Raw genomic sequence first — 14,082 nt, 5'->3', positions numbered from 1 at the left:
CACTCTCATCATGTTGTGTGGCTAAAGTAGGAAGGGAAACGGTCAGTGATTTTCCCCGTCAGAGAAACCACACAAAAAGGAGAGATTTCATGACAGGAAAACCGGCAGTGTCCATGGCTGGGCGGACGGCAATTGAGGAAGAGCAAGCTGTGAGGACGGTAAGCGTCATGTCCTACAATATCGCCCACGGCCGTGGCATGGACGGCAGGGTGGATCTTGAACGGATCGCCGGTGTGATTCGCTCAAGCGGTGCGGACATCATCGCCCTCCAGGAAGTGGACAGCCATTATTCCGGCCGGAGCGGCTTTGAAGATCAGGCCGCCCGCCTTGCCGCCATGCTGGACATGTCGTACAGCTACGGGCCGAATCTGGTCGAGCCGCCGCTGGTTCCCGGACAGCCGTCCAGGAAATACGGCAATGCGGTGCTCAGCTGTTTTCCGATCAAATATGCGGTGAACCATTCCTACCGGGAGGTCGAGAAACCTCCGGAAGATGCAGAGCCGAGAGGGGTATTGGAAACCGTCATCGATCTCGGCGGAACTTACCTCAGCCTGTTCAATACCCATCTGGCCCTGCATGAAGAGGGGCTCCGGTCGAATATCGGCGAGCTTCTGGAGATCGCCGAAGCCACGCTTTTCCCGGCAGTGATCGCGGGAGACTTTAATGCTGTCCCGGACCACCCGGAAATCGAAAAAGTCCGCTCACGATTCCGGGATGCATTTGCCGGAATCATGCCTGAAGAATCGCTCACGTTCCCGAGCCGTCATAGAGATGCCTCAGGTATGGGGATGACAGAGCCTGCAGCAAGGATCGATTATCTCTTCTCCCGGGGAGCAGAAAAAATCAGTCATGCGCGTGTCATCGACACGGACGCATCCGATCACATGCCGATCGTGGCGGAACTGATCATTCCTTCGGCAGTCGGACAGAACGGAAGGGAAGCGCTCGTCACAAACTGAACAGACTCTTCGCCAAGGACCGCTCCAGCGGTCTTTTTTGTGCCTCCGGGAAGGATTCGGCGATTGCCGGTCGAAAGGTAATAGAGAACGGCCCGATTGCGGGCGTGGGAGGGATTGTATGAAACAGATCGGATTTGTCCGCCATGGCGTGACAGCGTGGAATAAGGAACGGAAATGGCAGGGGCATTCGGATATCCCGCTTGACCCCGAAGGCATTGCCGAGGCGGAAAAAGCGGCTGCCCGTCTTGCGGACGAGGACTGGGAGATCATCTATGCCAGTCCGATGAAACGTGCGCTCAGGACCGCGGAAATCATCAGGGAAGCGAATCCGGACATTCCGCTCGTCACTGACGGCCGGCTGGTGGAAGTATTCGGCGGCCAGCTGGAAGGGACGACTGAACAGGACCGCATCGAAAAATGGGGCAGTGAATGGCGGTCGCTCCTCCCTTCGCTTGGAATGGAACCTGATGAAGACATGGTTGCGCGCGGAATGGCGTTTCTTGAAGAGATCAGGAAGCGGCCGGAGGACAAGGTGCTTCTTGTCACGCACGGCGGTTTTATCAGGCGGCTGCTTCGGGCGCTTGTCCCCGATCTGGAGCATTCGGACAGAATCCTCAATACGTCAGTGACGGTCGTGGAAATGCGTGACGACCGGAACCTTTGCACACTTTATAACTGCACAAAGCATCTGTCGGATGCATGAGATTCAAAAAACCCGGAAGACATCACGTCTTCCGGGCTTTATACTTTGCTGCTGTAGAAAACATGTCGCAGGGCAAAGCCGGCATGCCCGATTTCCAGGATGCCAAACGAGAATTCCGGCTGTCTCCGTTTGTCGGTCGGGGATCCGGGATTGAACAGCACGATTCCATCATGCTGTTCGTGATAGGGGATATGGGAATGGCCGAACAGGATGATATCCGGCTGTTCATCCCTGAACGTCTCCAGTGCACGGAGGGGAGTGGTCTTTCCCTTGCCGTCACCGTGGACGAGGCAGACAGTCGTACCGTCAAGGGAAAAACGTTTTTCCCTGCCGAAGCGGTCCCTGATCTCGGGCGGATCGGCATTTCCGTATACACCGTCGACCGGCGCAAAGCGCTTGAGCGCGAGGAAAACCTCAAGCGACTGCCAATCCCCTGTATGGATGATCCGGTCTGCAGATTCAAGCTCATCGATCAGCCGGGGAGGCAGGGCTTTGGCCATGCGGGGCATATGGGTGTCACCCAGGATCACAACCTTCATGCGCCCTCATCCAAGCCGAGTGCACCGGCAATCTGATCTGATCCATGGACAGGCGCGCGGCACACATTGCTTTCGCAGACAAAGGCAGTCAGCGGATGGCTGTCATCTCTTTTCCCTTCTGTCAGGCCGGAAAGAGGACTGTTGGCATCCCCCGGCTCTGTCCAGACATCAAAAGGAAGAAAAGCTGCCCTGAGCGTTTCAAGCAGATCCGAACGGTCATCCGGCCGGCTGCCGGTCACGACGATCTCACGCCCGCCGGCCTCAAACGCCATTCTTGCCATCAGGAGGCTGAGAGTGCCGTTCGGGTATTGGCCGGCTTCTCCCGCGAATTCTGTCATGATCTCATCCGCCCGCCGGATCCAGCGCTCATCCGCCGTCAGCTTGCCGAGCCTCCACAACTGCATGGCGGCAATGCCGTTGCCCGACGGCAGGGCACCGTCCAGTATATCCTTGCTCCTTGTCAAAAGCACTTCGCCTTCCCGGTCGGTAAAGAAAAATCCTCCCGGACCGTCCGAAAAGCGTGCTTCCAGGATGCCGGCAAGACGCACAGCTTCTTCTGCGTACCGGTCATCACCAGTTGCCTGGTGGAGCTCCAGCTGCCCCCAGATAAGGTAAGCGTAGTCATCCAGATAAGCGTGGAACCTGGCCTCTCCGTCACGCCACCTGGCAAAAAGGTGGTCTCCGTCATCCAGGTGATCCCCGATAAATTCTGCTGCCTGTATTGCCGCCTCCACCATGGAGGGTTCGGAGAACGCTGCACCGGCTTTGGCGAGAGCCGCGATCATCAGGCCGTTCCACGAGGTGAGGATCTTGTCATCAAGATGCGGGTAGATTCTCTTCTCCCGATAAGCCAGCATCTTCGGCAGGGATTCGTCCAGGATGCGCTCCACTTCTTCCTCCGTGATGCCGAACTCCTCTGTGACGGCATCCATATTGAGTCCGACCATGTTCGGGATGCTTTTGCCCTCAAAATTCCCGCCCGGTGTGATGTCATATACCGCACAGACGATTTCTGCTTCTTTTTCATCCAGGACCGTGAACACTTCCTCTTCCGTCCACAAGTAGTAGGTGCCTTCCGCCCCTTCACTGTCAGCATCGAGTGCAGAATAGAAGCCTCCTTCAGGATGGGTCATCTCGCGTCTGATGAACTGGAACAGGTCGTTTACAATACCGGCATACCGTTCGTCGCCGGAAATCTGGAAGGCTTCCGTATAGGCCAGCATGAGCATGGCCTGATCGTAGAGCATCTTCTCGAAATGGGGGACGAGCCAGTATTCATCGACGGAGTAGCGGGCGAATCCTGAACCGATCTGGTCGTAGATCCCGCCTGAGGCCATCGCATCCAGCGTCCGGTCCGCCATCGTGTATGCCATCGGCTCTCCGTGCCATTCAAAGTATCGGAACAGGTAAAGAAGCTGATGGGGCGAAGGGAATTTCGGCGCTCCGCCAAATCCTCCGTAGACGCCGTCATACAGCCGGGCCAGCTGGCCGAATGCCTGATGGAGAGTGGAAGCGGGGATTTCCCCGGTGCCCGGTTCGGCCCGGACTTCGAGCGCTTCCTTCATCCGGTCACCGATCTCTTTAATCCGATCCGGATCATTCGTGTACACATCGTGCAGCTGCGGCAGCACGTCCATCATGCCCGGACGGCCATACTTGCCGGTTTTCGGGAAGTAGGTGCCGATATAGAACGGCTTCTGGTCAGGGGTGAGGAAGGCGTTAAGCGGCCATCCGCCCTGTCCGGTCAATTTCATGCAGGCATCCATATAAATTGCGTCAATATCCGGACGCTCTTCACGGTCAACTTTGACGGGGATAAAGTGCTCATTGATGAGCGCTGCAACTTCTTCGTCCTCGAACGACTCATGGGCCATCACGTGGCACCAGTGGCAGGTGGAATAGCCGATCGAGACAAAGACTGGCTTGTTTTCTTCCTTTGCTCTCCGGAAAGCCTCCTCCCCCCATGGGTACCAGTCGACCGGGTTATGGGCATGCTGGAGAAGATAAGGGGATTTCTCATGAATCAGACGGTTTGTATTGGAATCGCTCATTTTGCCACTCCTTCCTATATCAAGTATAGCCTCTATTGTTCCGGGCAAAAACAAATGCATCTAAAAGCCGGCCAGGAAGCGCATGGAACAGGGTTGCGATGCATACCTTCATCATGTAGAAGAACTTGTCCGCCGCATGAGATATAGCCATACACGATGGAGGGATCACCGCATGAGTGTCATGCTAACACCGGTCAAGCCACAATTGGACGAGCCTGAAGCGATCGGGCGGGGGCTAACAGACGAAGAAGTCAGGCTGAAGCGGGAAAAAGACGGATTTAATGAACTGCACGAAGAAAAGCGCAAAAGTGCCGGTGCCGTTTTCATTGACCAGTTCAAAGATTTCCTGGTCATCATCCTGAATATTGCGGCCGTCATCTCCGCGTTTCTGGGGGAAGTGGAGAGTTCAATCGTCATTCTGTCCGTGGTCCTGCTGAACGCAGCGCTTGGTACCATCCAGCACGTCAAAGCGGAAAAATCATTGAACAGCCTGAAAGCTATGTCGGCCCCCTCTGCAAATGTATTGCGGAATGGGAAGGTCGTACAGATTCCTTCACGCGAAGTCGTGACAGGAGATATCCTGATCATCAACGCAGGGGATTATATTTGTGCGGATGCCCGGATCTTGGAGAGTTACAGCCTCCTGATCAACGAAAGCTCGCTTACCGGTGAATCCGTCCCCGTTGAGAAGAATGCGGAATTCGTAAGCGGGGAGCACGTCGCACTGGGCGACAGGAAAGACATGGCGTTTTCAGGCAGCTTTGTCACAAGCGGCAGGGGAAAAGCTGTTGTGACGGCAATCGGCATGGATACCGAAATCGGTAAGATTGCAGATCTGCTCGAAAACGCCAAGGAAAAAAGCACGCCTCTCCAGGAAAGACTGGATCAATTCGGCAAAGCGCTGGCCATCGGAATCACGGTGATCTGCCTGATCGTTTTCGGGTTGGATGTGATCCGCGGAAGGGAACTGGCGGATTCGTTCATGTTCGCCGTTTCCCTGGCAGTTGCAGCCATTCCTGAGGCGTTGAGCTCCATTGTGACGATTGTCCTTGCTTTCGGGACACAGAAGATGGCCAAGGAAAATGCTATCATCAGGAAATTGCATGCAGTTGAAAGCCTGGGCAATATCTCTGTGATCTGCTCGGATAAGACGGGAACGCTCACCCAGAATAAAATGACGGTCCAGCTGTTTTACACGGATGGGCAGATGCTCGGCCATGATCAGCTGAAGCCGGGCAATAAACATCACGAAAAGCTGCTGCGCATGGCCCTGCTATGCAACGATGCGGTAACGTCAGGCGGACAGGAAATCGGGGACCCGACAGAGGTGGCTCTCGTCAACATCGGAAAGCAATATGGATTTGATGAACTGGCGGAGCGGGAGCAGAATCAGCGCATCGGGGAGATTCCGTTTGACTCCCGCAGAAAGTTCATGTCGACGGTCCATCGCATCGGCCATAAGCAGGTGATGATCACCAAAGGTGCGACAGATGTCCTGATACCGAGAATCAGCCGCATCGAGACGGCGGGTGGTGTACAGGCAATCTCCCTGCATCAGATTGAATCGATCAGACAGGCCAGCCATTCGTTTGCCGATGGGGGGCTGCGTGTACTGGCTCTTGCTTATAAAGAAGTTCTCCCGACACTGCCGGGTGCGTTACAAGAAGAGGGACTGACACTTCTGGGCCTGATTGCGATGATGGATCCGCCGAGGGAGGAAACGGAACAGGCGGTGGCCGATTGTATCCGTGCCGGCATCAAGCCGGTCATGATCACGGGTGACCATAAAATCACTGCCATCGCGATCGCCGGGAAAATCGGGATTCTGAATGACCCGTCCGAAGCGGTAGAAGGAAAAGATATTGAAAAGCTGTCCGATGATGAGCTTAAGGACCGGATTGAAGAGATTTCCGTTTACGCACGGGTCTCTCCCGAACACAAAATCAGGATTGTGAGAGCCTGGCAGGAAAAAGGGAACGTGGTTGCCATGACCGGGGACGGCGTGAACGATGCACCGGCCCTGAAGCAGGCGGATATCGGGGTGGCCATGGGCATGGCCGGAACAGAAGTGGCGAAAGATGCGTCATCAATGGTTCTGACCGATGATGATTTTTCAACCATCGTGAAAGCCGTATCCAATGGGCGCAGCATGTACAGCAATATCAAAAACGCCATCCAGTTTTTATTGTCCGGCAATGCCGGTGCAATTTTCGTTGTGATCTACGCTTCCCTTCTTGCACTCCCGGTTCCTTTCCTGCCGGCTCACCTTCTGTTTATCAACCTCCTGACGGACAGTTTGCCGGCGATTGCCATCGGGCTTGAGCCGCACAGCAAAAAAGTGATGAAAGAAAAGCCGAGAGACAAGGATGAAGGCCTGTTCAGCAAGCGGGATGTCATGCAGATCACCATGGAAGGCCTGCTGATTGCCGCTGTCACGATTATCGCTTTCCAGTATGGATTATCTGCAGGGGGGCCCGCAGATGCCACCACGATGGCTTTTGCCACGCTTTGCCTCGCCCGGTTGTTCCATGGATTCAACTGTCGCTCAAAAGACTCCATTTTCAGGCTCGGCCTGTTTACCAACATCGCCTGCTGGACCGCGTTTCTGATTGGCGTTATCCTCCTGAACCTCGTATTGACGCTTGGACTGTTTGAAGTGGCTCAGCTTGGAAAGGAACAGTTATATATGGTCTACGGACTGGCATTTGTTCCTTTCATTATCATCCAGACGGGTAAATTGCTTTTCGTGAAATCATAAAGAATAATTGCGGACAATCCGAATTCACCCGGTTTCGACGGGTGGATTCGGTTTTTTTTATTGAATTGAAGTGTTGACCCTGACGCAACGTCAGACTTTATACTGAATTTAAGAGAAGAAGGAGGAGGTCGGGATGCTCCGAAAAGTAAAGGAAGTCGCAGAATTGACCGGTGTCAGCATCCGGACACTGCATCATTACGACCGGATCGGGCTTTTGTCTCCGGAACATGTAACGGAGGCGGGGTACCGGCAGTACTCTGAGCGCGACCTGGAAACGCTCCAGCAGATCCTGTTTTTCAGGGAACTGGGATTTCCGCTAAAGAACATCGGTGAAATTCTGCAAAGTCCGGAATACGACAAGGCAGAGGCTCTTGCTCTGCAGCGCGAGGCACTGCTGGAAAAGCGGTCGAGGCTTGACCGGATGATCAGGACGCTCGAGAACACCATACAGGATGCGAAAGGGGAAATTAAAATGACAGATAAGGAAAAGTTCGAGGGATTCGACTTCACGAATAATCCTTACGAGGAAGAAGCCCGGCAACGCTGGGGAAACGAAGCGGTCGACCGCTCCAAGCAGACGCTGGCCGACATGGGGCAGGAAGGGCAGAAGCAGATCGGTGAGCAGATGGACACCCTGTTCCGGAGACTTGCCGCCATGAGACACCGGGATCCGGCCTCGGATGAGGTCCAGAAGGCCATCGGCGAATGGCATGCTTTCTTGAACGGCATGGGCCATACTTATTCGCCCGAAGCCTTCAAAGGGCTGGGGCAGCTGTATATCCAAGACGAGCGGTTCACCAGGAACATGGACAAGTTCGGAGACGGCTTTGCCAAATTCATGGCGGACGCGATGGGCATCCGTGCCGACCGGATGAAGGGCTGATTTTCTCCAATATAAAAGGCTTTCCGGAACAGACATTCCGGAAAGCCTTTTTTCTATGGCGGTGTCTCAGACGAGATAAACCGCAAAATTCAGGATGAAGAGGACCGCGATTACGTAAAGCGGAGTGGCAACCTCCCGTGCCCGTCCGCTTGCCAGTTTCAAAAGCGGATAAAGGATGAACCCGACCGCGACGCCGTCGGCGATGCTCTGGGTAAACGGAATCATGGCGATCAGGAAAATCGCGGGAAACGCCTCAGTCAGATCGGATGTCTCCAGGTCAGTGATATTCTGGACCATCAGTCCGCCGATGATCAGAAGAATCGGGGCGACGGCATTATCAGGAATATACTGGATGACCGGGATAAAGAAGATCGACAGCAGGAACAGGATACCTGCTGTGACCGCGCTGAGTCCTGTCCGTCCGCCCGCTGCGATGACGGCACCCGTTTCCGCGGTGGCCACCGGCGTGCTGGAGCCGAACAGTCCGGACAGCATGGCGGACAGCGAAGTCGCCTGCAATGCACGTTCCGCCTTTTCCGGCCGGCCCGCTGCGGCTGTGTGTGCCTGAACAAGGCCGATGTTCTCAAAGACGGTGACCATCGTCAGGGAAAACGTCCCGACGATAAACGCCATGGACAGCACACTGTCAAATGACCACGCACCAAATACGTCCCCATAGGAAGCAAGCGAGATTTCCTCATTACCGGAGCCGTCGGGCAAAATGCCGAACAGTGCCGCGATGGCAGTTCCCGCGATCATCGCCCAGAGAAAATGCCCGGTGATGTTCCTCAGAAACAGGACGAGTGCGATGAGGAGCGTCAGGACCGTTGCAATGAGTTTCGGATCGGACAGGTCGCCCAATGCGATCATTGAACTTGTACCGCGATCGATGATGGCGCCTTTTTCCAGGCCGATAAAGATCAGGAACAGCCCGATCCCGACCGTGATGGCCACCTTCAGGGATTGCGGAATCACCCGGTTCAGGATGGCACCGAGCTTCGTGAAGGCGACTGCCACGAATAGGACACCGGAGATGAACACGAGTGTCAGCGCTGTCCGGTAATCCATTCCCATCGAGTGGACAAACGTGTAGGTGAACATCACGTTGATGCCCATTCCGGGAACCAGGAGGATTGGTGCATTTGCCCAGAAGCCCATAAGGAGGCAGCCGACAAACGAAATGAGGATCGTGGCGATCATGGCGCCTTCAAGCGGCATCCCGGACTCGGCAAGGATGAACGAGTTGACCGCGATGATATAGGCGATCGTGAAGAACCCGACCAGTCCGGCCATCACTTCCGTCCGTACGTTCGTCGTTCGTACCGTGTCCCTTCAAATCAAAAATATTCTTTCTCATACAGAAAACCTGCTATTCAGTTATCCCTCTCCCAACCCGCTTCACTCCAATGATGGAGTAAGCCACAATTCTTAATTATACACCGTATTTCCGGAAAATCAAAGAACCCCCTCCGCAATTGCGGAAGGGGAGAGAGATCAGGCTTTCGTGTTTGCAGCGACTTCTTCGGTCAGCTGCTCGAGCTGGTCGATCAGGCCTCCGATGTAGGCGATGGTGTCGCGGAGCGGAGCATCCGTGGTAATGTCAACGCCTGCCATTTTCGCGAGTTCCACCGGTGACTTTGTTCCGCCTGCGCGAAGAACTTCCAGCCATTCATTCACAGCCGGCTCGCCTTCATCCAGGATCCGCTTGGATACCTGCGTGGAAATCGTCAGGCCCGCACTGTAGGTATACGGATAAAGGCCCATGTAGTAATGCGGCTGGCGCATCCAGGTGAGTTCAGCGCCTTCTTCAATTGTGACATCGCTGCCCCAGAACTCTTCAAGCACACCGCGCTTCAGTTCATTCAGCACGCCTGCATTGACGCTCTGGCCGGCATCGATGCGCTCGTAGACTTTGCGCTGGTAGGCAGCTTCAAGAAGGTGGGTGACAAAGTTGTGGTAGTACGTCCGCGCCACGATGGAGGCGATGACCCAGCGCTTGAACCGCGGATCGTCCGAGTTCTTGAGCAGGTGATTGGCCATCAGCATCTCGTTCATCGTAGACGGCGCCTCGATAAAGTAGAGGGACGGCCTTGCGTTAAAGACACCCTGCGCTCTGTTGGAATTGTAGAAATGCCCGGCGTGGCCGAGTTCGTGCGCGAGGACGAAGACATCTTCCATGCTGCCCGACCAGGAGATCAGGATATACGGATGCACACCGTATGGGCTGGAGCAGAATGCGCCCGTCGATTTTCCTTTGTTCTGGGCGAAGTCGGTCCAGCGTTCGTCATAGGAGCGCTTCAGCATTTCGGAATAGTCGTCTCCCATTACGGACAGGGCTTCGAAGATATACTTCTTGGACTCTTCGATGGTGATCTTCGGCTCATACGACGGGTCAAGCGGTACTTTCAGGTCCGCGAAGGTCATCCGGTCGATGCCATGCACGTTCTGAAGCAATTTGGCGTAGCGGCGCATATGAGGCGCCAGTTCTTTCATGATTAGGTCGATCTGGCGATCGTACAGTTCCCGGTCGACTTCCTGGTTGAACAGCAGGTAATCGAAGACCGTATCGAAACCGCGAAGGTCGGAAGTCGTTTTTTCCGTCTGGAGGTGTGTGTCATAGGTTTTGGCAGTGGTGTGCTGGTAGTCGGCCAGCTTTTCATAGAACGCTTTGTAGGCTGCACGGCGCTTTTCCGTATCCGGATCGGTTTCCCATGTTCCTTCGAACAGGTTGTAGCTGTTCGGGAACTGCTCGCCGCCGGCTTCGAAGTCAGGGAAGTCCATATCAACCAGTTTCGTGACGTTGTAAAGCTCATATGGTGCATCAAGTACGGAAGAGAAGGCAGCAAGAACTTTCTCCACTTCCGGGTGCAGCTTGTGAGGCTTAAAGCGTAGGATATCCCGCAGATAGATCCGGAAATCTTCTGATTGCTCCATCGCCTGTTTCAGCTCTTCTTCAGGAAGCTGGGAGAGTTCACTCTCAAAAAAGCTCATTTCGGCTGAACTCTTCGCCATGAGCGAACCGAAGGCCGCCCCTCTCATCTGATGATCGCTGTTCGTCTGGTCTTCGCTCTGCAGAAGATTGACATAAGTGCCTGCAGGGATGATCTTTTCATAGATTGCTGCATAGTCCTTGAGTGCTGAAAGGGCCGATGCTGCGTCAGTCACGTTGCCCTTGTACTGTTCGGAGAACTTGCGCACGGCCTCGCGGATCTCATCCAGCCTTGCTTCATAGTCGGATTCTGATGCAAACAGGTCTTTCAGGTTCCATGTTTCTTCGAGCTTCACTTCTGAACGCGGAATAGCGGACATTGGTGTATCCCCCTTAATCTTACGGTAGTCGAACTAATTGTATAACATTCGGGCAATCATTGAAAGCAGATTCTGACCTTTCTGACTTGCGGCATCGCGTTATTCTTAGCGGGAATCAGGGAATACATAGAGGACTATCTGACAGAAGAGGTGTAGGGATGACGAAACAGATTCCAGAGATCAAGATGATTGACAGTACGTTCAACGTGGTCACCGAAGGATACAATTTTGTCGGAAAACGGATGGCCCAACTGGAGACCGATGTGTTCGAGGCGAGGATCCTGGGCAAGAAGATGATCGTCATGACCGGGCGGGATGCCGCTGAATTGTTTTATGACGAATCCAAGATCAAGCGGGAAGGCGCCATGCCAAAACGCATCCAGAAAACGCTGTTCGGCGTAAACGGGATTCATACGAAGGACGGACAAAAGCACAAAATCCGGAAAGCCATGTTCATGTCGATGATGACCGAAGAAAGGCTGGCCCATCTCCGTACAATCCTTCAGGAAGAGTGGAAACGCAAGGGGCTGGAAATGGAACAGAAAAAGCGAGCTGTTTTGTTTGATGAATCAGAGGAACTGATTCTGAGAGCCATGTGCCGGTGGACAGGCGTTCCGCTGACGGATGCGGAATCCTGGCGGCGTGCCTATGAAGTCGGTGTAATGATTGACGCAGCAGGCGGTGTCGGCAAACGGTACCGCGAAGGGGAAAAGGTGCGGACAGAGACGGAAGGTTGGATCCAGGAAGTGATCGAAGCCGTCCGGGACGGCAGGATGCAGGCTGAGGAAGGCACGCCGGTTCATACGGTCGCTTTCCATCAGGAAGAAGGGGAACTGCTGGATGCACACATGGCTGCCATCGAACTGCTGAATGTCATCCGGCCTGCCGTCGCGGTGGCCCGATTCGTCGCATTTGCGGCGCTTGCCCTGCAGAATTTCCCGGAATGGAAAAACAGGCTCGGCACCACAAAAGAGCTGAACAACTTTGCGAATGAAGTCCGCCGTTTTTATCCGTTCACGCCATTTCTTCCGGCAGTTGTCAAGGAAGACTTTGAATGGAAAGGCTATCAGTTTAAAGAAGGCCGTCATGTGATTTTGGATGTGCATGGCATCAACCGGGATCCGCGCATCTGGGAAGAGCCGGAGACATTCAACCCAGACCGGTTCAATGACTTTGTCGATGACCGGTTCAATTTTATCCCGCAGGGCGGCGGCGATCCGGATACCGGCCACCGGTGCCCCGGTGAACCGATTGCCGTCATGATTATCGAAGAAAGCGTGCGGTACCTGACAGAAAACCTGTCCTACTACGTTCCGGAGCAGGACCTCACCATCAACATGGTCCGCATGCCGACTCTTCCAAAAGACCGCTTCGTCATGGACAACATCAAGGTGAAGGGGAAGTAAGCAAAAATCCGAACCACAGACTAAGTGAGCCCTTTGCTCCCCTGTCTGTGGTTTTTAATGGTGAAGCACATGGGTGGTTTGCGTGCGAATCGAGGAAGTTTGTGTACGGAAAGTGGGACGCGCCGGGTTTGCGCGTGAATCCAGGAAGTTCGCGCACGAAAAATGGAGTGCCCTTTGAGGTCCCTCCTAACTTCTTAACATCAAATGCCTTTCATTTTGAAGGAAATCCGGAAAAGCTGTCGAAAAGAGGAAGAAGATAAGAGGGGGAAATAGGAGGGATTAAGATGGTACAGGAAGCAAAGGAAATCGTCCACGCTATCCAGGACGAGTACCCGGATGACTTCGCCTGGTGCTATGGGTGCGGAAGGCGGAATGCCAGGGGGCATCATTTCAGGACGGGCTGGGACGGGGATGTGACGGTCACCTACTACGACCCTGCGGGAGATGAGCTGGCTCTTCCGGGGTTTGTCTACGGGGGTGTAATTGCCTCCATGATCGACTGTCATGGCACAGGCTCTGCATCTTTGGCGCTGCACAGAAAAAACGGCCACGAACCGGGAGACGGAGAGGACCCGCCAAGATTCGTTACTGCTTCGCTCCATGTTGACTTCAAGAAACCGACACCTCACGGAAAGCTCCTGAAGGCTACCGGCCGAGTGGAGGAAATCCACCCAAAAAAGTTCAAGGTGCTTGTTGAAGTTGAAGCAGACGGGGAAGTCTGTGTAACAGGTGAAGTCGTAGCAGTGGTCATGCCTGAAACATTCCTTCAGAAATAAAAAGGAGAAACCGCCCGATCCATCGATCGGGCGGTTTCCCTGCAAACGGAAAACTTGCTGATTCATACTGCTCTGACGAAGAAGTGATCCATCTCGTCTGTTGCAGGATCGGCCAAACTGCCGTCGCCTTTCCGGCAAAGGTGTCAAGTCGGTTGAGCACCAAAGTTGCAGTCAGGCTGTCAAATGCACTTTCACAAAAAACTTACTGTCCGCCGCAGTCCCTGTCGGACCTCCGGGTTTCCATCGGCACCATCTCCTGAGTCACGTGCAAGGATTGTACGGAAAATCGATCCGTTCGTTCTTTGCGAAAACCTAAGCCCGTTTAGGCGGGTTTTCTTGTGTCCTCCTGGTGTCCATTGTCTACCATCCCCTGAGTCCATTGCATAGCTGTCCGGATTCACTCCGGTCAATCGCACCGGCAGATATCTACTTCAATCTGCCTATTTTTTTGTCCTCCTGGTTTCCATGATCCATCATCCTTTTGATGATTCGTCTTGCGGATATTCGGTCCGGCCGACACGGATCATGCGGCGCTGACGAGAATAGATCTTCGTCACATAAAGCAAATTTTCCGCCAAGGCTGTGCAGTTCTCCGCCTTTCGCATCAATCGTACCGATGCATCCGGCGGTGTTCGCCTTGTACTGTTTATTTACCCGGCAGGAATTGGAGTAAACATTTCGTGCATACTTTTTTTACG

At 54.1% G+C, this 14,082-nt stretch carries 10 protein-coding genes; 6 read left to right on the top strand and 4 right to left on the bottom strand.

All coding sequences use genetic code 11. The annotated features are described in order from the left end of the window. Positions 1-89: 89 nt before the first annotated feature. Both C772_RS09905 and C772_RS09900 read left to right on the top strand, forming a co-directional pair. Positions 90-959: an endonuclease/exonuclease/phosphatase family protein gene (locus tag C772_RS09905; RefSeq protein WP_008299656.1), complete on the top strand. Its 870-nt coding sequence runs from the start codon at positions 90-92 to the stop codon at positions 957-959. Between the two features lie 118 nt (positions 960-1,077). Then, positions 1,078-1,662 (top strand): histidine phosphatase family protein, encoded by a 585-nt coding sequence (locus C772_RS09900; RefSeq protein WP_008299655.1) that lies wholly within the window; start codon positions 1,078-1,080, stop codon positions 1,660-1,662. A 38-nt stretch (positions 1,663-1,700) separates the two neighbouring features. Here C772_RS09900 and C772_RS09895 read toward each other — a convergent pair whose 3' ends face one another. After that, a complete protein-coding gene (locus C772_RS09895; protein ID WP_008299654.1) occupies positions 1,701-2,201 on the bottom strand; it encodes a metallophosphoesterase family protein in 501 nt (166 codons plus the stop codon). Beyond that, a complete protein-coding gene (locus C772_RS09890) occupies positions 2,198-4,252 on the bottom strand; it encodes a thioredoxin domain-containing protein (protein ID WP_008299653.1) in 2,055 nt (684 codons plus the stop codon). The genes C772_RS09895 and C772_RS09890 overlap by 4 nt, the downstream gene beginning before the upstream one ends. A 172-nt stretch (positions 4,253-4,424) precedes the next feature. Between C772_RS09890 and C772_RS09885 the strand changes: the two genes are divergently transcribed. Both C772_RS09885 and C772_RS09880 read left to right on the top strand, forming a co-directional pair. After that, positions 4,425-7,010, top strand: coding sequence for a cation-translocating P-type ATPase (locus C772_RS09885; protein ID WP_008299652.1), 2,586 nt, complete (start codon positions 4,425-4,427; stop codon positions 7,008-7,010). Positions 7,011-7,143: 133 nt separating this feature from the next. After that, positions 7,144-7,893 carry a MerR family transcriptional regulator gene (locus C772_RS09880; RefSeq protein WP_008299651.1) on the top strand — a complete coding sequence of 250 codons (750 nt, stop codon included), beginning with the start codon at positions 7,144-7,146 and terminating at the stop codon, positions 7,891-7,893. 66 nt (positions 7,894-7,959) lie between these two features. On the opposite strand, the gene C772_RS09875 is transcribed toward C772_RS09880, so the two are convergent. Together C772_RS09875 and pepF are read right to left on the bottom strand one after the other, a co-directional pair. Next, complete coding sequence (locus C772_RS09875; protein WP_008299650.1) at positions 7,960-9,186, bottom strand: NCS2 family permease; 1,227 nt, start codon at positions 9,184-9,186, stop codon at positions 7,960-7,962. Between the two features lie 201 nt (positions 9,187-9,387). Beyond that, entirely contained in the window at positions 9,388-11,202 is a 1,815-nt protein-coding gene (gene pepF, locus C772_RS09870) for an oligoendopeptidase F (protein WP_008299649.1), read from the bottom strand. Positions 11,203-11,360: 158 nt separating this feature from the next. On the opposite strand from pepF, the gene C772_RS09865 reads away from it, so the two are divergent. Beyond that, on the top strand, positions 11,361-12,608 hold the full coding sequence (locus C772_RS09865) for a cytochrome P450 (RefSeq protein WP_008299647.1): 1,248 nt from the start codon (positions 11,361-11,363) through the stop codon (positions 12,606-12,608). Positions 12,609-12,892: 284 nt separating this feature from the next. Beyond that, the gene (locus tag C772_RS09860; protein ID WP_008299645.1) at positions 12,893-13,384 is read left to right on the top strand and encodes a PaaI family thioesterase; all 492 of its coding nucleotides are present in this window, start codon (positions 12,893-12,895) and stop codon (positions 13,382-13,384) included. The last annotated feature ends 698 nt before the right edge of the window (positions 13,385-14,082 follow it).

The sequence above is a fragment of the Bhargavaea cecembensis DSE10 genome, from assembly GCF_000348905.1.
In the GTDB taxonomy this organism is placed as follows: Bacteria; Bacillota; Bacilli; order Bacillales_A; family Planococcaceae; genus Bhargavaea; species Bhargavaea cecembensis.
Note: the sequence above shows the minus strand (reverse complement) of the source record. Positions and strands in the feature narration are given on the sequence as shown.

Excerpts from the sequence above, each read along its gene's own strand:
- C772_RS09905 (WP_008299656.1), top strand. The coding sequence starts at position 90 with ATGACAGGAAAACCGGCAGTGTCCATGGCTGGGCGGACGGCAATTGAG.
- C772_RS09900 (WP_008299655.1), top strand. The coding sequence starts at position 1,078 with ATGAAACAGATCGGATTTGTCCGCCATGGCGTGACAGCGTGGAATAAG.
- C772_RS09895 (WP_008299654.1), bottom strand. The coding sequence starts at position 2,201 with ATGAAGGTTGTGATCCTGGGTGACACCCATATGCCCCGCATGGCCAAA.
- C772_RS09890 (WP_008299653.1), bottom strand. The coding sequence starts at position 4,252 with ATGAGCGATTCCAATACAAACCGTCTGATTCATGAGAAATCCCCTTAT.
- C772_RS09885 (WP_008299652.1), top strand. The coding sequence starts at position 4,425 with ATGAGTGTCATGCTAACACCGGTCAAGCCACAATTGGACGAGCCTGAA.
- C772_RS09880 (WP_008299651.1), top strand. The coding sequence starts at position 7,144 with ATGCTCCGAAAAGTAAAGGAAGTCGCAGAATTGACCGGTGTCAGCATC.
- C772_RS09875 (WP_008299650.1), bottom strand. The coding sequence starts at position 9,186 with ATGGCCGGACTGGTCGGGTTCTTCACGATCGCCTATATCATCGCGGTC.
- pepF (WP_008299649.1), bottom strand. The coding sequence starts at position 11,202 with ATGTCCGCTATTCCGCGTTCAGAAGTGAAGCTCGAAGAAACATGGAAC.
- C772_RS09865 (WP_008299647.1), top strand. The coding sequence starts at position 11,361 with ATGACGAAACAGATTCCAGAGATCAAGATGATTGACAGTACGTTCAAC.
- C772_RS09860 (WP_008299645.1), top strand. The coding sequence starts at position 12,893 with ATGGTACAGGAAGCAAAGGAAATCGTCCACGCTATCCAGGACGAGTAC.